This window comes from Streptomyces sp. FIT100, from assembly GCF_024584805.1.
In the GTDB taxonomy this organism is placed as follows: domain Bacteria; phylum Actinomycetota; class Actinomycetes; order Streptomycetales; family Streptomycetaceae; genus Streptomyces.
The window spans coordinates 7,048,332-7,069,704 of the sequence record NZ_CP075715.1; the positions used below are offsets into that span (position 1 = coordinate 7,048,332).

A 21,373-nucleotide genomic window follows, 5' to 3' on the forward strand; every position below is an offset into this window, starting at 1 on the left:
CCACCCGCCCCCGACAGCTCGAGGAATTGATGAGCACACTCCTGGTGCCACGTTCGATCCGGGCGAAGATCGTCTGTCTGCTGATGGTCCCTGCCGTCTCCCTGATGGCGCTGTGGGCCTTCGCCACCGTCACCACCGCACGCAGCGTCTCGGAGCTGAGTCAGTACAAAGAAGCCAACGCCACCCTCCTGAAGCCCGTGGACTCGCTCGTCGCCGCCGTGCAGTCCGAACGCTCCGCCGCACTGCGCCACATCGCCGCACCCAGCGACGAACGCGCCGAGAGCCTGGCCGAGCGGGAGAAGGACACCGACGCGGCCGCCGCCGCGCTCCGTCGCGGGGTCCGGGACAGCAGCCTGGACACCGAAGCCTCCGGCGCGGCCCTCGCCGGCCGCACCGACCTCCTGCTGACCGGCATCGACGGTCTCGGGACGCTGCGCGAGCAGCTGCGCGGCCGCGACGCCGGATGGCAGGACGCCTACGACGCCTACAACGCCATGATCGGCCGGGCTTTCGCCATGCAGGGCTCCCTCGCCGGGATGCACGCGCCCGACACGGCGTCGGCGGCGCGCGTCGTCCTCGAACTGGCGCGGGCCAGGGAGATGATCGCCCGCGAGGACGCACTGCTGGGCGCCGCGCAGACGGCCGGCCGCATCACCCAGGGGCAGTACCTGGAGCTGGCCGGCGCCGTCCACACCCAGCGGCAGCTCCTCGCCGCCTCCGTGGACGAGCTGCGGCCCGCCGACGCGGCCGCGTACCGCGAGATCCTCACCGGCAGCGCGATGCGCGAACTGCGGGCCGTCGAGGACGGCCTGCGCCGCGAGGGCAACGCCGCGGACGCCGGGCCGTTGGCCTCGTCCGCCCGCTGGAGCACCCCCGCCGGGGACGTCCTCCAGCAGCTCGCACTCGCGCAGGAGCAGGCGAGCACGGGCGCCGCCGACAGCGCGGAGCCGCTCTCCTTCGACGTACTGGGCGGATCCGGCGTCGCCGTCGTGCTCGGTCTCGGGGGCGTGGTGCTCTCGCTGCTGATCTCGGTCAGGATCGGCCGGGGCCTGGTCGTCGAACTGATCGACCTGCGCAACTCCGCGCTCCGCCTGGCCGGACGCGAACTGCCCAGGACCATCGCGGAACTCCACGCCGGCAAGCCCGTCGACATCGACGCGGTCGCACCGCTGCGCGCGCACCGCGACGACGAGGTCGGCCAGGTGGGCTCCGCGCTGGTGGCCGTCCACCGGGCCGCGGTCAGCGCCGCCGCCGAGCGGGCCGAGGTCCTGCACGGCATCTCCGGGGTGTACGTCAACCTCGCCCGCCGCAGCCAGGCGCTGCTCCACCGCCAACTGGCGCTCCTGGACACCATGGAGCGCCGCAACGAGGATCCGGTCGAGCTGGAGGACCTCTTCCGGCTCGACCATCTGACGACCCGGATGCGCCGGCACGCGGAAAGTCTCATCATCCTCTCCGGCGCGGTACCGGGGCGCGGCTGGCGGCACTCCGTACCGCTCATGGACGTCATCCGCGCCGCCGTCTCCGAGGTCGAGGACTTCGACCGGGTCGAGATCGTGGAGGTGCCCGATGTCCGGCTGCCCGGCGTGGCCGTCGCCGACCTGACGCACCTCCTCGCCGAACTCGTCGAGAACGCGACGGTGTTCTCGCCCCCGCACACCAAGGTGCGGGTGTCCGCGGAGCGAGTCGGGTCCGGCATCGCCCTGGAGATCGAGGACCGCGGCCTCGGAATGGACCGGGCCGCACTCGAAGAGGCCAACCGGCGCATCGAGGACACGGAGCGGATCGACCTGCTCGACAGCGGCCAGCTGGGCCTGTTCGTGGTGAACCGGCTGGCGCACCGCCTGGACGTACGGGTGGCCCTGAGACCGTCGGTGTACGGAGGCGTCGTCGCCGTGGTGCTGCTCGCCGGGCAGGTGGCCGGCGAGGCGATCGAGGACGCCGCCGGGCACTCGGACACGGAGCCGGTCCCCGAGACGCCCGTGGGCCTGCCCCGCCGGGGCGGGACCGTTCCGCGCCAGGCGACTCGCGCGGACCGGGACCGGGGGGACCTGAGGGAGGCGGCCCCGGCGGTGACGGCCTCGGCGGGCGATGAGCCCGCGGCCGAAGTCCCGGCAGACGCGGCCCGGTCGGACGTCTACCGGCTGGACGCTGCCCGGCTGGACGCGGCCGGGTCCCGGTCGGACGAGGCCCGATCAGGCACTGCCCGATCGGACGCGGGCCGATCAGGCACTGCCCGGTCGGACGCGAGCCGATCAGGCACCGCCCGGTCGGACGCGGCCCGACCGGTCGCAGCACAGCCGGACGCGCCCCGCGCCGAACCAGCCGCCTCGGCTGCCCCGACCGCCCCGGCTGCCCCAACCGCCCCGACCGCCCCGACCGCCCCGGTGGCGCCGATCCGGGTCCACGCCCTGGGCGAACCGTCCCACCGCACCGGGGCCCCGGCCCCGGCGGCCGGAGACCCCCCACCGCCCACCGGCCGTGCCGAACTGCCCCGTCGCGTACGCCAGGCAGGTCCGGCGCCCGGCCTGGCCGACGAGGCCGAACCGTACGAGCCGCCGCCGGCGGGGACCGGGAGAACCCCCGAGCAGGCCCGCGCCACCATGGCGTCCTTCCGCGCGGGCTGGACGCGCGGAAGGACCGCCAGGACGGCACCGCGGCCGCAGGGGGAGAGCGAGAACGAGACAGCAGGCGAAGGAGAGAGCCGATGACCGCCAGCCCCCACCGCTCCGGTGAACTGAACTGGCTACTGGAGGAACTGGTCGCCGACGTGCCCGAGGTCAGGCACGCGGTCGTGCTCTCCGGCGACGGCCTCCCGGTCGGCACGTCGAAGGAGCTGACCAGGGACGACGGAGAGCGGTTCGCCGCGATCGCCTCCGGCTTCCACAGCCTCGCCAAGGGCACCGGACGCCACTTCAGGGCGGGCAGGGTCGTGCAGACCCTGGTCGAGCTGGAGGACGGCTTCCTGTTCGTCGTCGCCGCGGGAGAGGGCTCCTGCCTCGCGGTGTTCAGCGGCGCAGGCGCCGACGTCGGCCTGGTCGCGTACGAGATGGCCCGGCTGGTCAAGCGGGTCGGTGCCCACCTCGGCACTCCAGCGCGCGGCGAGACCGGTGTGACGTCACGCGTCCATGACTGACCCCGGCCGCCGCTGGTACGACGAGGAGGCGGGCCCGCTGGTGCGCCTCTACGCGGTGACCGTCGGCCGGGCCCGGCCCGGCGGTGACCGCCTCGATCTGATGACCGTCATCCACGCCGTGCCGCCGGACGCCGGCCGTGACCCGGTGCTCCCGCCCGAGCAGACGGCGATCCTGCGGCTGTGCAGCCCCCGCCCGCACCCGGTGGCCGACATCGCGTCCGACTCCGGACTGCCCCTGACCGTCGTACGGGTGCTGCTCGGCGATCTGCTGGAAGCCGGCCTGATCCGGGCCACCCCGCCGGTCCCGCCGGCCCAACTCCCCGAAGCACGCATCCTCAGGAGAGTGATCGATGGACTCCGAGCCCTCTGACGCGCTCGCGCCGTTGCCCGCCGACGCCCCGGCGCCGTCGCCGGCCGACGCGCCCGCGTCCTTCCTCGCCCTCAAGATCCTCGTGGCCGGGGGTTTCGGGGTCGGCAAGACGACGTTCGTGGGCAGTGTGAGCGAGATCCGGCCGCTGAACACGGAGGAGGTCCTGAGCGAGGCCGGCCGGTCGGACGACCGGCTGGACGGGATCGCCGACAAGCGCACGACCACCGTGGCACTGGACTTCGGCCGGATCACCCTCGGCGAGGACCTCGCGCTGTACCTGTTCGGCACCCCGGGCCAGGACCGGTTCTGGTTCCTGTGGGACGAGCTCGCGGGCGGCGCCCTGGGCGCGGTGGTGCTCGCCGACACGCGGCGGCTGCCGGACTGCTTCCCGGCGGTCGACTACTTCGAGCGGCGCAGGCTGCCGTTCGTCGTGGCCGTCAACTGCTTCGACGGCGCCCGGGACTACAGCGCAACGGAGGTCGCGGCGGCGCTGGACCTCGACCCGGGGACGCCGGTGGTGCTGTGCGACGCGCGCCGTCGCGAGTCGGGGAAGGAGGTCCTGATCAGGCTGATCGAACTGGCAGGCGGTTTCGCGGCCGCCGACGTGGCACCGGAACCGGTGTGACGGGTGGTGCCCCGGGGCGCTGCAGGGAAGCCTGTGTGACGGGTGCCCCGGGGTGCGGTCCTGTCGTGGAGGCCCGGTAGGTCTGGACAAACTCAGCCACCGGTGCTGTCGTAACGGGGAGTTGAGAGCGCTCTCACAAGCTGGTGTTCCACCCCCACTTCATCGGACAGCCGAAGGGTGCACCAAGATGAGACACACGACGAGACACACGACGAGACACACGACGAGACACACGACGAGACGCAGGCTCGGCTTACGCCTCGGCCTCTCCGCTCTGCTCGTCCTCGGCACGTGGGGCGGCGCCGCACTCGCCCCCGCCGCGGCCGGGACCCCCACGCCCCAGCCGGCTTCGCCCGGGTTGCTCTCCGCCATGCAGCGGGACCTGGGGCTGACCGAACAGCAGGCGCGCGAGCGGCTGGCGCAGGAGAAGGCCGCGTTCGCCGTGGAGAGAAAGGCACAGCGCGCCGCAGGCACCTCGTACGCGGGATCGTGGTTCGACGCGGACAGCGGGAAGCTGATCGTGGCGGTGGCGGACCGTCAGAAGGCGGATGCCGTACGGGACACCGGTGCCGCGGTCCGGATCGTCCGGCACAGCGCCGCACAGCTCGACGCCGCCAAGAAGCGCATCGACGCGCTCGGCGCACCGGCAGGGGTGAGCAACTGGTACGTCGACCCCCAGGCCAACACGGTCGTCGTCGGTGTCGTCGCGGGCGAGCGGAACGACCCGCGCGTCCGCGCCTTCCTGGACCGCGCCCGCGGGGCCGGGCCCGTGAAGGCCGAGACCGTGCCGGATACGCCGGTCACCCACGCCGCGGGGGTCGTCGGCGGTGATCCGTACTACACGGGCAACGTCCGCTGCTCCATAGGCTTCTCGGTGCACGGCGGATTCGTCACGGCCGGCCACTGCGGCGGTCCCGGCAGCTTCGTGCGTGGCTGGGACGGCTCCGACATGGGCTGGTTCCAGGGCTCGTCCTTCCCCGGCGACGACTACGCCTGGGTGAGCACGGGCTACGGCTGGTGGACCGTCCCCGTCGTGCTCGGCTGGGGCACCACGCCGGACCGGCTCGTCCGCGGCTCGTGGGAGGCGCCGGTCGGTACGTCGATCTGCCGCTCGGGCTCCACCACCCACTGGCACTGCGGCACGGTGCTCGGCAGGAACGAGACCGTCAACTACGAGCAGGGCGCCGTGCACGAGATGGTCAGGACGGACGTCTGCGCCGAGGGCGGTGATTCGGGCGGCTCGTTCATCAGCGGCGACCAGGCCCAGGGCGTGACCTCCGGCGGCTGGGGCAACTGCAGCTCGGGCGGGAACACCTGGTTCCAGCCGGTCAACGAGATCCTCGGCCGGTACGGGCTGACGCTGCACACCGCATGACACCGTCGCGCGGCTGCCCCTGAGCCCCTGAGGCAAGGGCAGCCGCGCGACACGTCAGCGGATCACGGTGTCGGGTCGAGCCGGCCTCACCGGCGACGCGCACCCTCGCGGCGGTTGCCCATCCGGAGCAGCACCACGCCGCCGACGAGCAGCAGGGCTCCGGCCGCCGAAGGCCACAGCCGGGCGCCTGTGGAGGCGAGCCCGCCACCTTCTCCCGCGGCCTGCGGATTGCCGGCGCTGTTCGCCGCAGGAGCGTTCCCATCGGACTCCGGCGTGCTCTGTGCGCCGGGTGCGGCGGCGTCGGCCCCTGCCGCGGCGGTCGGCGGACTCACGTCGGGCGTGGCGGCAGCCGAGCCTGCCCCGACCTCGGGCTTCTGCACCTCGGGGGCCGGGTCCGGCGCGGGCCGGGCGCGAGGAGTGGCCGCAGCCATCCCGTACGCGGCTTTCGGCTCCTGCGCCTTGGGGGTGGGGTCAGCGCCGCCGGTCTCCTCTGCGGGCTGCTCGTCCGCGGGCTTCTCCTCCACGGGCTTCTGCTCCTCGTCGGAGGGATCCGGATCCGGTGTGTCCGGCAGCTCGGTGGAACCGCCACCGGAGCCGTTCCCGTCGCCCGGCTCCTGCCCGTCGCCCGGCTCCTGCCCGTTGCCCGGCTCCTGCCCGTCGCCGGGCGCAGGGGCGCCCTGGCCGTCGGGGCCGCACGTGAGGCCCTCGTTGATGCAGTCGACCAGCTCCCGCATGAGGTCGTCGTCGAAGACGTTGATGAAGTCGCCGTGGTCGGTGACCGGCTTGTGCAGCTGCTCGGGGAAGGAGTCGACCGCGAAGACGCTGGGGTTCTCCCCGTCGAAGAGCGGCGGCGGTACGTCGTAGACGATTCGCTGCACGAGCTGCGGAATGGCCCGGAAGCCGTTCTGGCAGCGGCCGTTCCCGTCCGCGAAGGCGACATGGGTGCGGTGGTTCGCACTGTCGGTGTTCTGACCGTCCCAGCAGCTCTGGAACGTGAAGGTGCGGACCACCTGACTGCCCTCGGGACAGATCGGGTACTTGTCCTTAAGCTGCCGGTCCTCGAATCCCGTACAGCTCCAGGACGCATTGGCGTTCGCGTTCCCGTTGACGAACGCCTTGGCGTCACCCGTGATGATGCGCAGGAAGCGGGGCATCGCGGTCACCTTGCCGACGGGGCTGCCCACGAAGTCCAGTGTGACCTGGGCCGGGGTCTGGATCTCTCCGACGTTGCGGTCCTTGCCGCCGCCGTCGGCATTCGCGTCGTTCTCGTCCTGGCCGTTCTGCAGTCGCAGCACGGGCCAGTAGTACGTCGACCTGTCGCCCTGGTCACGGCAGGTGGTCTCACCGTTGGCGAGGTCGTCGTCGCTCGCGAAAGCGTCGTTCGCCTGGTTGCCCACGTAGTCGTGCATGTGGTGCGCACCGTTGCCGACACCGGGGGCCACGATCACGTTGTCGGGATTGAACTTGCCGTTCGCGTTGACGCCGCAGTCGGTCGAGAAGACACCGCGGGAGGCGTCGTTGCGTTCATCGGGCTCGCGGACGTTCGGCTGTACGGTCCGGATGTCGACGAAGTCGGACGCCTCGGGGCCGTTGCCGGCTTGTCCACCGTTGCCGTTGCCGCCGTTGCCCTGATCGCCGTTGCCCTGGTCCCCGCCGTTCTGAGCATCGCCCTCGTCCTGCCCCTGCCCCTGGCCCTGGCCCTGGTCGTCCACCTGGAGGGTGCAGGGTGCCAGCGCCTCCAGGCCCGGCGGACGCTCCCCCGACACCCGGCCGATGGCGATGGCGATGCGGTCGACGGACGCCGCGCGCTTGTCCCGCAACGGATCGAGGACGGCGTTCCGGGCGAACTGCGGATCCCTGTCGATCTGCTCCTTCTCGTCCATCAACCGCTCGTACGCGTCGGTGATCTGGGTGTCGAGCGCCGCCAGTTCGCGATCCACCTCGGGTCGCGCGGCGTCCGGCACCTCCGGGAGTCCGTTGGCGACTTCAGGACACTTGATGGTGGAAGCGGCGGGTCCGGCGCTGCGGGTCTCGCTCTGCTGTTGCTCACCGCCGGGCGGGGCGCCCCACCCCTCACCGGCGGAGGCATAGGAGTTGACCGCGATGAGGGCACCGCCGCCCAGCATCAGGGCGATCGAGGCAGCGAAGGCTCTTCTGCCGCCTCTTGAACGTCTTCTCGCTGAATGTCCCATTCCGACTCCTCTGCTTCATCACCGGTCCGCCCTGAGCCACGGCGGCCGGCCGTGGGGGAAGCGCTGACCTGGATACGGAGGGGACGGGTGATGTGTTCAGCGTGTGAAGAAGTTCCTGGCGACGAACGTCCGGTGAACCGCCCGCCTGTCGTCCGAGGCCGATCGGAGAAGGCAGTGCCGCCGCCGGCTCGCGGTCAGAGACGAACCGCCCGGCCCAGGGTGCGCAGGACGGTGGTGCCGGCCACCATCACCGCGGAGACCGCCGGAGCCGTCCATCGCGTCAGGTCGCGCTGGAGGTCCGGATCCACTTCGATGGTCACCTGGACGTATCTGCTCTGCAGCGTGGCGACCTTGGCGGACCGCCCGGCGCCGTCCTCCCCGCGCGACAATGCGGCGCGGTACCTGTCCTTCCGCTCGCTCATGCCTGCTCCTCGCGCTTGATGAGTTCGTCGGCGAGGTCCATGTACGCCGACCCCTCCGCCCGGACCCGGCTTCCGAACGACTGGGCGTACAGTTCGAGCCGGGCGATCTGGGTGTCCAGGACCGTGAATCCCCACTCGGTGAGCGCCTCGCGGGCGTCGGCGTCGGGGCCCGTGCGGGTGGCGTCGGGACGATTGGTGCGATTGAGGAGGACGGCGCTGCGGGCCCGCTCCGCGCGCAGGGACTGCACGTCGTCCATCTCGGAGCGGATGGGTGCCATCCGGTCCAGTTCGATGGGGGCGGGGGTCACCGGGACGATCCACTCGCTCGCGTACCTCATGATGCTGCGGGCGATGCGGGGATGGTCCTCCAGCTGCGGGGCATCGAGCACCACGGCCTGCCGGTCGCCCAGGAAGTCGTTCACACGGCGGTGCACGTCCCCCACGGGCAGGGCGATGACGGGAAACGGGAAGCCGTTGGCCAGTTCGCTCCAGCGCAACGCCGAGGAGGCGGGGTCGCCGTCGACCATGAGCGGCGAATAACCCGACTCGTGCAGCGCGTGGGCCAGCCACACGGCGCTGGTCGTCTTGCCGACTCCCGGCTTCAGATTCACAAAGGCACAGCTCAGAGGCACGAGAGCCGACCATAACGGGCGTGATCGACTCAGGGGGTCCGGCGCGAGCGCGGAACCCGGCCGTTCACCCGCACGCAGCACCGGCAGTCGGCGGGACCCGGGAAACCGGCCGAGGGCGGCAGAGGGCGGCCGAGGGCGGCCGAGGGCCCTGCTGTCACATCATCTGACGCCGCACCAGCTCGTGCAGCCGCCCGCCCGTGTCCGCCAGGAGCTGGGCCGGCGGGCCCTCCTCGACCACCCGGCCGTCGCCCATGACCACGACCCGGTCCGCGTCCATCACCGTCGACAGCCGGTGGGCGATGACGACCCGTGTCGCCCGCAGCGCCCGGGTGCTCTCGGTGACGATGCGCTGGGTCGCGTTGTCGAGCGCGCTCGTCGCCTCGTCGAAGAAGAGCACCCGAGGGCGCCGGATCAGGGCCTGGGCGATCATCAGGCGCTGACGCTGGCCGCCGGAGATCGCGCCCGAGCCGGCGATCATGGTCTGCATGCCCATCGGCATACGGCGGATGTCCTCGGCGAGGCCCGCCATCTCGGCGGCCTCCCACGCCTCTTCCTGGGTGAAGGGCTCGGTGCCGCAGATGCAGTCCAGGATCGAGCCGGTGAAGGGCTGGGCGTTCTGGAGTACGACACCGCACTGGCGGCGCACGGCCGCCTGGTCGAGCGCGGCGAGGTCCTGGCCGTCGTAGAGGACGCTGCCCGACGCCGGTTTGTCGAAGCCGATCAGCAGGCGCAGCAGGGTGGACTTGCCGCAGCCGCTCGGGCCGACGACCGCGACGAACTCGCCCGGCCGGATGGCGAAGGACACGTCATCGAGGACGAGCGGACCCTCGTCGGAGTACCGGAAGGACAGCTTCCGGGCTTCGATCGCGCCGGACAGCTCGCCGGGCTGGGTGCTGGCCCCGCGCACCTCCGGGGCCTCGTCCAGCACCGGTTTGATCTGCTCGAACATCGGCAGCACGGCGGCGGTCGAGACCAGCGCGCCCGTCAGCTGCGTCACCGACGCGAGCATCATGGTGACCGCGGTGTGGAACGTCAGGAACTCGCCCGCCGTGAGGCTGCCCCGCGCGGGCCCCGCCAGCAGCATGAACATGATGAGCGCGCAGAGCGGCAGGTACACCGCGTCGAGGACCGTCGTCAGATTGCGGATCCTGCCCGCCCGCCGGTGCAGCTCCCGGCTGCGCGCGAACTGCTTCGCCCACGCCGCGTACGCGAAGCTCTCCGCCGCCGCGACCCGCAGCTTCGGCAGTCCGCGCAGGGTCTGGAAGGCCTGATTGTTGAGCTTGTTGCCGAGCTCGACCAGGCGCCGCTGCCAGCGCAGCTGCCACAGCCCGAGCCCCAGGAACACGCAGCCGATGACGACGAGCATCCCGATCGCCGCGAGGGCGAGCGGCACGCTGTAGGCGAGCAGCAGGACGAGGTTCATCGCCCCGACCGTGGTCGCCTGCACGATCACCGGACCGACGCCCGACAGCAGCCGGCGGATCGCGCTGATGCCCATCGCCGCGCTCGCCAGCTCGCCCGTGGAGCGCTCGGCGAAGAACTTCGTCGGCAGCCGCAGCAGCCGGTCCCACACGGCCGGCTGGAGGGTGCTCTCGATCCGGCCCTCCATGCGCAGGATGGTGAGGTTCTGGAGCAGCATGAACGCCGCGGAGACGACACCCGCCACCATCACGGCCACCGACACCTGGACGATGAGGCTCGTCTCGGCCTTCGGCACGTACTCGCCGAGCACCTTTCCGGTCGCGATCGGCACCAGTGCGCCGAGCGTGACCGTCACCAGTCCGGCGATCGCCAGATTGCGCGCGTCGGGGCGTGTGCCGCGCAGGCTGAAGCGCATCAGCCCCAGGGCCGTCATCGGCCGCTCGGGCAGCGGCCGGTAGAACATCACCGCGCGCGGCTCGAACTCCTCGGCGTTCTCCTCGTCCACGCGGATCCTGCTGCCGGTGGCGGGGTTGGCCGCGACGTAACCGCCGCGCCGCCACAGCAGGGCGACCGGCGCACCGGACTTGGCCCTCGCGCCGACCAGGGGGCCGCTGTTCTCCCGCCACCAGGGTCCGTCGAGGCGGACGGCGCGGGTGCGGACACGGGAGACGAGGGCGATCCGCTCCACGGGGCCGACGCGTTCGTTCACCGGCCCGCCCCGGGGCGGTTCGGCCAGCGTGATCCCGGCCGCCGACGCGACCAGCCGGCACACGGCGTACGCCGCGTCGTCGGTGGCCCCCGACGCCCGGCCGGGCGCCGAAGCCGACGCCGTCCGGCGCGAGCGGCCCATCGAGGCGATCAGCGCCTGGTCGGCGCCCGCGCGGACCGCCTCGCCCGCCTTGAGGCCGGCCGCCGCCCGGTCCTCGTGGGCGCGTTCGAGCCGCTCGATCCAGCGGTCGAGCCCCGACAGCAGCCGGTACTGCTGGTTGACCATCTGCTGCCACAGCGAGCCGTCCACGAGCAGGTCGGCGGCGGCGTCCGCGCTGAACGCCGCGCCGTACTGGACGCTCCCTGGGAAGACGGGCAGCCACAGGATGTCCTGGTCGGTCACCGCCTCCTCGTCGGTCGTCCGCCCGTCGAGCGGCGCCTCGAACAGCACCCGCTGGCCGCGGCCGACGCCGAGCGCGAAGGCGTGCTCCAGCAGGCTCAGGGTGCCGTCCTGGCTGTCGTACTGGCTGCGGTACTGCTGCTCGTACGCGTACGGGTCGGCGTACTCCTGGGGCCGGTACAGCTCCCGCAGCGGGATCCGGCGCAGCACGCACCCCTGCAACGGCCTGCCCACCAGCGTGTGCTGGGGCCCCTCGACCGGGCCGAGCAGCAGCGTGCCCGTCTCCAGCCGGCCGAGGAAGTGCCAGTGGCCCTGCTGGGCGGCGTCGACCGCGAAGAGGTCGAGCGCGCCGTCCACGACCAGCCACAGCACCTGGGGCCCTTCCAGGGACAGGCTGCGCAGGCCCGAGCAGTCGACCGGCGCGCCGAGGCCGCCGAACGCGGCGAGCACCATGTCGTCGGCGTGCGGGGCCTGAGGCTGCTGGACCGGTATCACCTCAGTGCTCCTTGACCAGTTCGGCGTAGGCGCCCCCGTGCGCGACCAGCTCCTCGTGGCGCCCGCGCTCCACCACCGAGCCGTGGTCGAGGACGACGATCTCGTCGCTGTCGCGGACCGTCGACAGACGGTGGGCGATCACCACGCACGCGCAGCCGCGCCGCCGCAGGTTGTCGATGATGACCTGCTCGGTCTGCGCGTCGAGCGCGCTCGTCACCTCGTCGAGCACGAGCACGCTGGGGCGGCGCACCAGCGCCCGGGCGATCTCCAGGCGCTGGCGCTGCCCGCCGGAGAAGTTGCGGCCGTCCTGTTCCACCCGGCCGTGGATGCCGCCGGGCCGGCGCGAGACGACCTCGTACAGCGCCGCGTCCCTGAGCGCGTCCACGACGGCCTCGTCCGGGATCGACGGGTCCCACAGCGCCACGTTGTCCCGCACCGTCCCCTCGAAGAGGAAGACCTCCTGGTCGACGAAGGAGACCGAGGCCGCGAGCGCGCCGCGCGGGATCTCGTCGAGCCGCCGGCCGTCGATGCGGATCGTCCCCTCCCACGGGCCGTAGAGCCCTGCGATCAGCCGTGAGACGGTCGATTTGCCGCTGCCCGAGCCGCCGACGAGCGCGACCTGCTGCCCCGGGCCGACCGACAGCGAGAAGCCGGTGAGCAGCGGCTTGTCGAGGGGGCTGTAGCCGAAGGTGATGTCCTCCAGCGTCACGTGGCCCATCAGTCGGCGGGTGCTCGCGGGCGGTTCGCGGCGGGTGTAGAGCGAGTCCGCGGGGAAGTTCTCGACGTCCTTCAGGCGGGCCACGTCGGCGGCGAAGTCCTGGATCCGGGACGCCATTCCGTTGAGCCGGGTGATGGGGGCGGTGAAACGGGTCACCAGCGCCTGGAAGGCGACGAGCAGACCGATCGAGATATGGCCCTCCACGGCCCGCATGCCGCCGATCCACAGGATCAGCGCGCTGTTGAGCGTCGCGAGGGTCGGAGCGACGACGGCCAGCGCCGCGCTCGGCACACCGAGCCGCTGCTGCTCCTCCAGCGTGGTCGCGTGCTGTCCGGCCCAGCGGCGGAAGTAGCCGTTCTCGCCGCCGGTGGCCTTCATCGTCTCGATGAGCTGGATGCCGGTGTACGACGTGTTCGTCAGCCGGGCGCTGTCGGCGCGCAGCTTCTGCGTACGGGTCGCCCGCAGCCGCACCACCACCCGCATCGCGACCACGTTGAGCAGCGCGATCAGCACGCCGACCACGGTCAGTTGCGGATCGTACGTCCACAGCAGGAACGCGTAGAGGACGACCACGATCCCGTCCACGCCGAAGGCGGTGAGGTCGCGGGCGAGGGTCTCGGCGACGGCGTCGTTGGACTGGAGCCGCTGGACCAGGTCGGCCGGGCTGCGCTGGGCGAAGAACGTGACGGGCAGCCGCAGCAGATGGCGCAGGAAGCGGGCGCTGCTCAGGGTGGACGCGATGACGCGCCCGCGCAGCAGATTGGCCTGTTGCAGCCCCGTCAGCACGGCGGTCAGCGCCACCATCGCGGCCATCGACGCGAACAGCACGCCCAGCAGCGAGGTCTGGCGTCCCACCAGGAACATGTCGATGTACGTACGGCTCAGCGCGGGCAGCGCCGCGCCGACCGCGACCAGCAGCAGGCTGGCGAGGAGTGCGGCGAGCATCGTGCCGGTGGTGCCGCGCAGCCGGGCGGGCACGGAGCGCAGGAAACCGGGCCGGCGGCCGCCCGTGCGGAAGCCGTCACCCGGCTCGAGGACCAGGACGACACCCGTGAAGCTGGTGTCGAAGTCCTCCATGGACACGAAGCGGCGGCCCTTGTCCGGGTCGTTGATGTGCACGCCGCGGCGGCCGAAGCGGCGCCCCATGCCGTCGTAGACGACGTAGTGGTTGAACTCCCAGAACAGGATCGCGGGCCCCTGCACCCCGGCGAGCGCGGCGGGCTCCATCTGCATGCCCTTGGCCTGGAGGCCGTAGCTGCGGGCCGCCTTGAGGATGTTGCTGGCCCGGGAGCCGTCGCGGGAGACACCGCAGGCGATGCGGAGCTCTTCGAGCGGCACATGGCGGCCGTGGTGGCCGAGGACCATCGCGAGCGTGGCGGCGCCGCACTCGACGGCCTCCATCTGGAGGACGGTGGGGGTGCGGACGCTCTTCGGCTTCGGCAGCCGCTCGGGCCCGCGGGACCGGCCCGGCTTCGGCGCGCGGCGGGGGTTGGCGGCGCGGCGACGGCCGGCCGCCCGGGTGGGGGAGGGGGCGGCGGTCACGGCAGCAGCCAATCGATCGGACGCTGGTCGGCCAGGTGGACGGAGCCGGTGGCCAGGGTCATGGAGCCGATCGCGAAGGGCGGGCCGTCCTGCGAGGACCAGCGGTAGCCCGACTTCGTACGGGAGGAGCGGTTCAGCTCGACGAGGACGGGCACGGGCCGGCCCTGCTGCGAGAACTGCTCGGCCAACTGGCCGTCGCCGAGGAAACCGGCGATCTGCTGCGCCGACTGCGAGCTCCGGCCGACGGCCTTCACCGTGCCCCGCAGCACTCCGTACTGCTGGGCCGGCACGGACTGCACGGCCAGGTCGACGCGGGCGCCCTCGGGAACGGCCGTGCCGTTGCCGGCCGGGAGGTAGAGCATCGCCATCAGCGGTGCCCCGGCGTCCTCCACCCGCTCCAGGACCGCGACGTTCGCGCCGGTGGTGACGACGGCGCCGATGGTGGCGACGAGGGCAGTCACCCGGCCCGCGGCGATGGTGCGTACGACGGTGTCGGAATTCTCCTCACCCTTCTCCCCACCGTTCTCCTCGCCGCCGGATCCGCCCTGCTGTGTGTCGTCCGCGGTTTCGTCCTGCCGCTCACCGCCCGCCGTAGCGGTACGGACCTTCAGGAGGGGCGCTCCCGCGGGGAGCTGCTTGCCCTCTTCGGCGAGCACTTCGGTCACCTGGCCCGCGACCGGGCTCTGCAGGACATAACTGCCCTGCCCGTGCGTGAGAATGCCCGGAACGCTGACGGTGGACGAAACGGATCCATAGGCGGACCAGAATGACGCGCCGACCATGACGGCCACGGTGACGGCCAGCACGAGCCAGCCCTGCGGCCGGGCGAAACGCACCGGCAGATCTATTTCTTCGGGCGATTGCAGCTTGGAAAGTGCCTTCTGGCGGAACTGCACGAAACTCTTCCCTCGCCTGCAAATGTCCGGGTCAGGGTACGATGACGCGATGAGCCCCGGAACCTTGACCGTTCCGGGGCTCACGCATGCGGGTCTCAGAGACCGGCGACCAGGCCCGTGACGGCGCCGGTGTTGAGGCCGGTGGCGCCCTCAACGGCGCTGACGGCCGTGCCGACCACGCCGGAGACCGGGGCGACGGACTCGAGGGTGGAGGTCGCGTTGCCGACCACACCGTTTACGACGGAGCTGTGCAGACCGCCGGAGACGTTGTCGAGGTCGGCGTCGGAGATCTCAGCGGTCTCGACCTGGGGGGTGAAGTTCATGAGAGCTTCCCTTCGTGTGGATATTTCTCAAAGGCCGCGGCCGATCCCGCCGGATAACGATCCGGCCGCGTCGGCGGTCGTGCCCTCGGCGCCCGGTGAACCGGACCCCTTCGGTGCAACTCCCGCAGTGCGCAGGATCAAAGCACGCCGACGCGTCGCACAGCCAATCGGGCGACTCCCCGTCAGGGGTATTGCGGTCACGGAATTCGCGTTCGCGTGCAGGCGCGTCCACGCGTCGGGACCGACTCCTTCACAAGCTTCACCGCCCCGATTCCGTCCGGTGGGAATGGTCGTTCGGCATCGAATCGGACACTCCGGTTTCAATGCCCAGCATGCGGCGGCGGCCGGCACGGAGAGGTGAGCGAGGCTCAGCTCCTGTGCATCGGTTGAGTGTTCGGTGTGCAGGTTTACGGAAGATGTGGAAGCCGACCCTCCAGTAGCGTGCCTCGGCCCTCGGTCACCCCGGCCGGGGCGCCCGGTTGGCCGCGCGCCCGGCGCGCCTCGGCCCCCGGCGGGCACGGGCCTGTGAAGGATCGGTCGGACACCGCCACGGCCCGACGTCCCCGTACCGCACCGCCGCCCCGCGCTGAGGACCGCCCATGCAGCTGCACCTGTTCGACGACCCGCTGTTCCAGATGCACACCGAGCGGGCGCTGGCGCTGATCGGACGCGGCGCCGCCGAGTACGGCGAATGCGCGGCGACCGCCGCCCACATCGCGGACGGCGACCGCGACGCCTGGCACCGCGCCTGGACGGCCACCGCCGCCCGGGTCGCCGCGGCGGCCGAGGCGAGCGCCGCACACGGCCACCGGGTCAGCGCCGCGGACGGGTTCTGGCGCGCGACGACCTACTACCGCATCTCCTACCAGCCGCTCTTCGGCGCCCCTGTGGACCCGCGGCTCGCCGAGACCTTCAAACGCGAGCGCGCCTGCTTCGCCCGCCATGCCGCCCTCGCGGAGCGGCCCGTGGAGCTGGTCGAGATCCCCTTCGAGGGCACGAGCCTGCCCGGCTGCCTGTGCCTCCCGGACGGCGACCGCACCCTCGCCCGGCCCACCGTGGTCGCCGTCAACGGCTACGACTCCAACCTCCACGAGATGTACGGGGCGCACGCCCTGCCCGCCGTCCGCCGCGGCTACGCCTGCCTGCTCGTCGACGGCCCCGGCCAGGGCAGGGCGCTGATCGAGCAGGGACTGCACCTGCGCCCCGACTGGGAGACCGTGCTGCGCCCGGTCATCGACTACGCCACCGCCCGGCCGGAGGTCGACGCCTCCCGCATCGCCGTGACGGGCTGGAGCCTCGGCGGCTATCTCGCCCCGCGCGGAGTCTCCGGCGACGACCGGGTGGCGGCGCTGGTGGCGGACCCCGGCCAGTTCGACCTCGTCGACGTGATGCGCCTCCCGCCGGAGCTCGCGGGCGGGCTGTCCGACGCCGACCCCGAGGCGCTCGACGCCGTCCTCGCCCCGCTCACCGAGGACCCAGTCACGCACTGGCGCCTGGTCCAGCGCGGCCTGTGGGCGCACGGACTGGACTCGCTGGGCGAGTACCTCGTCGCCATGGACCGCTTCCGGCTGTCCGGCGTCGCCGGGCGCATCACCTGCCCCACGCTCGTCGTCGCGAACGACGAGGACCCGCTGGCCGCGCAGGCACAACGGCTCCACGACGCGCTGGGCGGCCCGAAGACCCTCGTGCGCTTCGGCGGCGACGACGGGGCCGGGGGCCACTGCGAGGCATGGAACCGTTCGCTCCTCGACCAGCGGGTCTTCGACTGGCTCGACACCACCCTCCCGGGAGACACCGTATGACCAGCACACCCCGCACGCCGGCCGCCGAGCTGGAGCGCGTCTGGGACCTCCACACCACCAGCGAGTTCGACACCCAGGACGTCGACGCGACGATGGCCACGATGACGGACGACCCCGTCGTGCTGCATGTGCCCACCGCCATGGGCGCCCGCGGTCGCCGGGCCGTGCGTGACTTCTACGGGCGCTGGTTCATCGGGCACAACCCGCAGGACTTCACCATCGCGCCGGTCACCCGCACCACCGGACCCGACCGCATCGTCGACGAGATGCTCGTCTCCTTCACCCATGACATCCCGGTGCCCTGGATCCTTCCCGGTGTCGCCCCCACCGGGCTGCCGGTCACCATCGCCGTGATCGCCGTCGTGTCCTTCGACGGCCCCCTCGTCGCGAGTGAACACATCTACTGGGACCAGGCGTCGGTCCTCGCGCAGACGGGGCTCCTCGACGCCGGGACCATGGCCGGGCTGCCCGTGGTCACGGACCAGCGCGCCACCCTCGCGGGCGGTCCGCTCAACCGGCTGGCGGAGGGCTGAGCACTCAGGCCGGGCTGAGCACTCCGGCGGGGCTCACGGCCCGTCAGAGCGCCGTGCCGAACGCCTGGGTCCACCACGGACCGCCGGACGCGTCGTGGATGCCGACGCCGAGCTCCTTGAAGGAGCAGTTGAGGATGTTGGCGCGGTGGCCCGGGCTGTTCATCCAGGACTCCATCACCGAGGCCGGCGTCTGCTGGCCGCGTGCGATGTTCTCGCCGTACGTGCTCCAGCTGTAGCCCGCCGCGGTGATGCGGTCGCCGGGGTCCTCGCCGTCCGGGCTGGTGTGGTCGAAGTAGTCGCGGGCGGCCATGTCGGCCGAGTGGCCGGTGGCCGCCGTCGCCAGCTTGCCGTTGGCGCTGACGGGGCCGCAGCCCGCCTCGGCGCGTTCGGCGTTGACGAGCGCGAGGACCTGCTGGGCGGGCCCGCCGCTCGGCGGCTCGGGCACGGGGTCGGGCCGCTGCGGCGTGGGGGTCGGTTTCGGCTTCGGTCTCGCCGTGGTGGGGGCCGGTTTCGGCGTGACGGGCGTTCTGCTCGGGCTCGGCGAGGGGGAGGCGGAGGCCGAAGGGCTCGGGGACGCCGGCGACGGGCTCGTCCGTGCCGAGGGCGGCAGCGGGGAGGCCGGGGCCGCGACCGAGGCGGGCGGCGCTTCGTCCGCGTCCGGGGCGGTGAACAGGCGGACCGCTCCGCCGCCGGTGACGAGCGCGGCGACGGCGGCGGCCACGGCGGTCGTACGGCGGCGGCGTCTGGCCCGCTCCCGGCGCGCCCGCGTACGGGCCGGGGCGGCGGCGCCAGAAGGGTCGCCACCACCCGCCGCTGCGGCCCCGCCCGGCCCGCGGCCGGCGGCGGCGGAAGCCGTGCCGACGAGCCCCGGCGACGCGAACGTCCCCACGTACCTGCCCGCCAGCGACGCCGCCACCGGCACCAGGGCGAGCCCCACGAGCAGGCCCTCGGCGGGCACCAGGCCGGACCAGTGGCCCGCGCAGACCGTGCAGTCGCGGGCGTGGCGGGCCAGGCGCTTGCGCCAGAGGGCCGAGGGTATGCCGTCCCAGGCGGCGGCTATCGGCTCCAGCAGCACACAGCGCGGCTCCGCCGCCAGCGCGCGGACCACCACACGGGCCGTCTCCAGCTGGGCCTTCATCCGCTGCACCCGTACCGCCGTGTGCTGGGGCGTCAGCTCCAGCGCCGTGGCCACCTCCGCCCGCGACAGCTCCCCGGCGGCCTCCAGCCACCACAGCGAGAGCAGCGCCCGGTCGTCCTCGTCCAGCCATCGGGTCGCCTCGGCGGTCTCACGCCGCTGGCCCGAGAGACCGAGCCGGGTGATGGTCAGGTCCACGAAGTCCGCACCGGGATCGACGACGTCGTACGTGCCTTCGTACGTGCCGTCGTACGAGCTGCCGTACGCGCCCTCCAGACCGCCGCCCGCGGGGATCGCGCCGGACCGGCGCTCCCGCCAGTGGCCGCGGATCTGGTTCATCGCGATCGCCACCAGCCAGCTGCGGAAGTTCTCCGGGCTGCGCAGCCCGCCCAGACCGCGAAGGACGCGGAGCATGGTCTCCTGCACCACGTCGTCCACGTCCGCGTGGCCGTTCAGGGCGCGGCCCACGATGTTGTAGACCAGCGGGAGGTACTCGGCGACCAGCCGGTCCTGTGCCTGCTGGTCCCCGGCCCGTGCCGCCGTGATGGCCGCGGCTTCGCGTTCGCTGCTCACGCGGTGTCCACTCTCCTTCAGTCCTTCAGTTCGGGAGCCCGTCTCCTCCGACACAGGGGAGACGCCCGGCCTCCGCCGCGATAACGGAAACCGGGCCGCCGACCGGATAGACGTGTGCGGCGACGGGCGGCAGGGACAGTCCGGGCCGCCAGGCGCGCAGCACGGCGGCGGAGGGCGGGAACAGTTCGGTGGGCAGGGCCTCCGGCCGGTGCCACTCCCAGCGCACGATCTTGTCCGGCTCGGTCACCTCCGCCTCGCCGCGGGCGTCCGTGACCAGGCCCGCCGCCGAGACCCTCGGCATGCCCGGCGCGCCGTCGAGGACCACGGCGACGATCCGTACGTCCTGGTGCCGCACCCGCAGCGCGGTCTCCTCGGCCAGCTCCCGCGCCCCCGCCTCCTCGAAGCTCTCGCCAGGGTCGACCTTGCCGCCGGGCAGCTCCCAGCGGCCGTTGTGGGCGAGACCGAGGAGGACGCGGCCGCCCGGATCGACGACGATCATGCCGACACCGGTCAGTCCGTTCGGCGCCGGGAAGGCGCGTGCGGCACGTTCGGCGGGTTCGGCGCGTTCGGCAGGGGAGTGGGTCACCATGGGGGCGATCGTACGGGCTGTCGAAAAGCTGCCGAGGAGGACCCGGCGTACCGTTCACGGACCCGCTTTGATCACCGGGCCGATGGGCGACTTCGAGGAAGGCGGTTCGCGGTCGTCGCGGATCCCGAGGGCGCGGTGTACTCCCTCCGGCAGGGCCGCAGCTTCGCCGGCGCCGAACTGCCGGACGCGCCGGGCGCGCTGGGCGCACCGGGCTGGGCGCACCGGGCTGGGTCGAGCTGCTGACCCGCGACCCCGCAGAGGCCAGACGGTTCTCCGCCGCGGTGTCCGGCTGGAGTGTGACCGTGCCGGAGCACCACACCCAATGCGGCGTCGGGGACCGGGACTTCGGTGGCATGCTGCGGATGTCCGACGAGCGCTTCCCACCCGAGGTGCCCGCGCACCGGCTGCCGTACTTCGAGGTGACGGACGTCGACGCCACCGCCCCACGCCGGGTCCGGTGCGGGCGGCGGCGTGCCCCTCGAACCGACGCGGATGGAGGACGGGCCGCGCTTCGCCGTCCTCCACGACCGGCAGCGCGCGGCGTTCGGCGTCCACACACCGCCCACCGCCGCGAACTGACGCGGCGGCCGGGCCGCAAGCCTCAGCGCAGCACTGTGGTGGGCTGAGCGGGCCGGCCCTGCGGCCGCTCGCGCCATTCGCGGGGGTATCCCACCGACACCTCGTGGAAGGGCACCCCGTCGTGCCGGGTCGTACGGGGGATGTGGAGGTGCCCGTACACCATCGCCCGCGCCCGGTGCCGGATGTGCCAGTCGGCCGTGTGCTCCGTCCCGCACCACAGCGCGAACTCGGGATAGCGCAGCACCCGCGTCGGCTCGCGCACCAGCGGGTAGTGGTTGACCAGCACCGTCTCCAGCTCCGCGGGCACCGCGGCGAGCCGGGCCTCCGTCAGCTCCAGCCGGGCCCGGCACCAGGCGTCCAGGCTCGGATACGGGTCGGGGTGCAGCAGCCGCTCGTCGGTGCAGACGACGTGCGCGCTCCGCGCCTGTGCCAGCGCCTCCTCCTGGGTGGCGGTGCCCTCCGGGCGGAAGGTGTAGTCGTACAGCACGAACAGCGGGGCGATCGCGGCGGGCCGCCCGTCCTCGCCCGTCCACACCGGATACGGGTCCTCCGGCGTCAGCACGCCGAGTTCGCGGCACAGCGCCACCAGCAGCTCGTAGCGCTCCACGCCGCGCGCCTGCACGGGGTCGGCGGAGACGGTCCACAGCTCGTGGTTGCCCGGGGCCCAGACGACCCTGGCGAACCGGTCCCTCAGCAGCCGCAGCGCCCACTCGATGTCCGGCACCAGATCACCGACGTCGCCCGCGACCAGCAGCCAGTCGTCGTCGGACTCCGGCCGCAGCGCCTCGACGTGCTTGCGGTTCTCCGGGTGGTTGATGTGCAGATCACTGATGGCGAGCAGAGACATCGCGACCCCCGTGCGTGGACAGCCTGCCGGACACTGGGGCGATCCTCGCACCCAGCGGC

At 72.7% G+C, this 21,373-nt stretch carries 17 protein-coding genes; 7 read left to right on the forward strand and 10 right to left on the reverse strand.

Annotated features, from left to right (window positions below; all coding sequences use genetic code 11):
* Window positions 1-29 precede the first annotated feature (29 nt).
* The 5 genes from KK483_RS31480 (at window position 30) to KK483_RS31500 (ending at window position 5,506) form a co-directional block, all read left to right on the forward strand.
* On the forward strand, window positions 30-2,711 hold the full coding sequence (locus tag KK483_RS31480) for a nitrate- and nitrite sensing domain-containing protein (RefSeq protein WP_262008609.1): 2,682 nt from the start codon (window positions 30-32) through the stop codon (window positions 2,709-2,711).
* Window positions 2,708-3,136: a roadblock/LC7 domain-containing protein gene (locus KK483_RS31485; protein WP_262008610.1), complete on the forward strand. Its 429-nt coding sequence runs from the start codon at window positions 2,708-2,710 to the stop codon at window positions 3,134-3,136. Before KK483_RS31480 ends, KK483_RS31485 begins: the two co-directional genes overlap by 4 nt.
* Window positions 3,129-3,506, forward strand: a complete 378-nt coding sequence (locus KK483_RS31490; RefSeq protein WP_262008612.1) for a DUF742 domain-containing protein — start codon at window positions 3,129-3,131, stop codon at window positions 3,504-3,506. Before KK483_RS31485 ends, KK483_RS31490 begins: the two co-directional genes overlap by 8 nt.
* Entirely contained in the window at window positions 3,487-4,131 is a 645-nt protein-coding gene (locus tag KK483_RS31495; protein ID WP_262008613.1) for an ATP/GTP-binding protein, read from the forward strand. The genes KK483_RS31490 and KK483_RS31495 overlap by 20 nt, the downstream gene beginning before the upstream one ends.
* Window positions 4,132-4,318: 187 nt before the next feature.
* On the forward strand, window positions 4,319-5,506 hold the full coding sequence (locus KK483_RS31500; RefSeq protein WP_262008614.1) for a S1 family peptidase: 1,188 nt from the start codon (window positions 4,319-4,321) through the stop codon (window positions 5,504-5,506).
* 86 nt (window positions 5,507-5,592) lie between these two features.
* Here the strand turns inward: KK483_RS31500 and KK483_RS31505 are convergent, their stop codons facing one another.
* The 7 genes from KK483_RS31505 to KK483_RS31535 all read right to left on the reverse strand — a co-directional run bounded on the left by KK483_RS31505 (window position 5,593) and on the right by KK483_RS31535 (window position 15,256).
* Entirely contained in the window at window positions 5,593-7,632 is a 2,040-nt protein-coding gene (locus KK483_RS31505) for a DUF1996 domain-containing protein (protein ID WP_313879492.1), read from the reverse strand.
* Window positions 7,633-7,892: 260 nt separating this feature from the next.
* Window positions 7,893-8,120 (reverse strand): hypothetical protein, encoded by a 228-nt coding sequence (locus tag KK483_RS31510; RefSeq protein WP_262008616.1) that lies wholly within the window; start codon window positions 8,118-8,120, stop codon window positions 7,893-7,895.
* Window positions 8,117-8,731: a ParA family protein gene (locus KK483_RS31515; protein WP_262008617.1), complete on the reverse strand. Its 615-nt coding sequence runs from the start codon at window positions 8,729-8,731 to the stop codon at window positions 8,117-8,119. Before KK483_RS31515 ends, KK483_RS31510 begins: the two co-directional genes overlap by 4 nt.
* A gap of 175 nt (window positions 8,732-8,906) precedes the next feature.
* Complete coding sequence (locus KK483_RS31520; RefSeq protein WP_262009768.1) at window positions 8,907-11,735, reverse strand: NHLP bacteriocin export ABC transporter permease/ATPase subunit; 2,829 nt, start codon at window positions 11,733-11,735, stop codon at window positions 8,907-8,909.
* A gap of 43 nt (window positions 11,736-11,778) precedes the next feature.
* Window positions 11,779-13,896, reverse strand: coding sequence for an NHLP family bacteriocin export ABC transporter peptidase/permease/ATPase subunit (locus KK483_RS31525; RefSeq protein ID WP_399016241.1), 2,118 nt, complete (start codon window positions 13,894-13,896; stop codon window positions 11,779-11,781).
* 137 nt (window positions 13,897-14,033) lie between these two features.
* On the reverse strand, window positions 14,034-14,933 hold the full coding sequence (locus KK483_RS31530) for an HlyD family efflux transporter periplasmic adaptor subunit (protein WP_262008618.1): 900 nt from the start codon (window positions 14,931-14,933) through the stop codon (window positions 14,034-14,036).
* A 95-nt stretch (window positions 14,934-15,028) separates the two neighbouring features.
* Window positions 15,029-15,256, reverse strand: coding sequence for a type A2 lantipeptide (locus tag KK483_RS31535; RefSeq protein ID WP_262008619.1), 228 nt, complete (start codon window positions 15,254-15,256; stop codon window positions 15,029-15,031).
* Between the two features lie 599 nt (window positions 15,257-15,855).
* On the opposite strand from KK483_RS31535, the gene KK483_RS31540 reads away from it, so the two are divergent.
* Window positions 15,856-17,058 carry a S9 family peptidase gene (locus KK483_RS31540; RefSeq protein WP_262008620.1) on the forward strand — a complete coding sequence of 401 codons (1,203 nt, stop codon included), beginning with the start codon at window positions 15,856-15,858 and terminating at the stop codon, window positions 17,056-17,058.
* Complete coding sequence (locus KK483_RS31545) at window positions 17,055-17,591, forward strand: nuclear transport factor 2 family protein (RefSeq protein WP_262008621.1); 537 nt, start codon at window positions 17,055-17,057, stop codon at window positions 17,589-17,591. The genes KK483_RS31540 and KK483_RS31545 overlap by 4 nt, the downstream gene beginning before the upstream one ends.
* A gap of 43 nt (window positions 17,592-17,634) precedes the next feature.
* Here the strand turns inward: KK483_RS31545 and KK483_RS31550 are convergent, their stop codons facing one another.
* The 3 genes from KK483_RS31550 to KK483_RS31560 all read right to left on the reverse strand — a co-directional run bounded on the left by KK483_RS31550 (window position 17,635) and on the right by KK483_RS31560 (window position 21,314).
* Window positions 17,635-19,299, reverse strand: coding sequence for a sigma-70 family RNA polymerase sigma factor (locus KK483_RS31550; protein ID WP_262008622.1), 1,665 nt, complete (start codon window positions 19,297-19,299; stop codon window positions 17,635-17,637).
* Between the two features lie 25 nt (window positions 19,300-19,324).
* On the reverse strand, window positions 19,325-19,888 hold the full coding sequence (locus tag KK483_RS31555) for an NUDIX hydrolase (protein WP_262008623.1): 564 nt from the start codon (window positions 19,886-19,888) through the stop codon (window positions 19,325-19,327).
* Between the two features lie 601 nt (window positions 19,889-20,489).
* On the reverse strand, window positions 20,490-21,314 hold the full coding sequence (locus KK483_RS31560) for a metallophosphoesterase (RefSeq protein ID WP_262008624.1): 825 nt from the start codon (window positions 21,312-21,314) through the stop codon (window positions 20,490-20,492).
* Window positions 21,315-21,373 lie beyond the last annotated feature (59 nt).

Excerpts from the sequence above, each read along its gene's own strand:
- KK483_RS31485 (WP_262008610.1), top strand. The coding sequence starts at position 2,708 with ATGACCGCCAGCCCCCACCGCTCCGGTGAACTGAACTGGCTACTGGAG.
- KK483_RS31510 (WP_262008616.1), bottom strand. The coding sequence starts at position 8,120 with ATGAGCGAGCGGAAGGACAGGTACCGCGCCGCATTGTCGCGCGGGGAG.
- KK483_RS31535 (WP_262008619.1), bottom strand. The coding sequence starts at position 15,256 with ATGAACTTCACCCCCCAGGTCGAGACCGCTGAGATCTCCGACGCCGAC.
- KK483_RS31495 (WP_262008613.1), top strand. The coding sequence starts at position 3,487 with ATGGACTCCGAGCCCTCTGACGCGCTCGCGCCGTTGCCCGCCGACGCC.
- KK483_RS31540 (WP_262008620.1), top strand. The coding sequence starts at position 15,856 with ATGCAGCTGCACCTGTTCGACGACCCGCTGTTCCAGATGCACACCGAG.
- KK483_RS31500 (WP_262008614.1), top strand. The coding sequence starts at position 4,319 with ATGAGACACACGACGAGACACACGACGAGACACACGACGAGACACACG.
- KK483_RS31560 (WP_262008624.1), bottom strand. The coding sequence starts at position 21,314 with ATGTCTCTGCTCGCCATCAGTGATCTGCACATCAACCACCCGGAGAAC.
- KK483_RS31525 (WP_399016241.1), bottom strand. The coding sequence starts at position 13,896 with ATGGAGGCCGTCGAGTGCGGCGCCGCCACGCTCGCGATGGTCCTCGGC.
- KK483_RS31520 (WP_262009768.1), bottom strand. The coding sequence starts at position 11,735 with ATGGTGCTCGCCGCGTTCGGCGGCCTCGGCGCGCCGGTCGACTGCTCG.
- KK483_RS31555 (WP_262008623.1), bottom strand. The coding sequence starts at position 19,888 with ATGGTGACCCACTCCCCTGCCGAACGCGCCGAACCCGCCGAACGTGCC.
- KK483_RS31490 (WP_262008612.1), top strand. The coding sequence starts at position 3,129 with ATGACTGACCCCGGCCGCCGCTGGTACGACGAGGAGGCGGGCCCGCTG.
- KK483_RS31480 (WP_262008609.1), top strand. The coding sequence starts at position 30 with ATGAGCACACTCCTGGTGCCACGTTCGATCCGGGCGAAGATCGTCTGT.
- KK483_RS31505 (WP_313879492.1), bottom strand. The coding sequence starts at position 7,632 with ATGCTGGGCGGCGGTGCCCTCATCGCGGTCAACTCCTATGCCTCCGCC.
- KK483_RS31545 (WP_262008621.1), top strand. The coding sequence starts at position 17,055 with ATGACCAGCACACCCCGCACGCCGGCCGCCGAGCTGGAGCGCGTCTGG.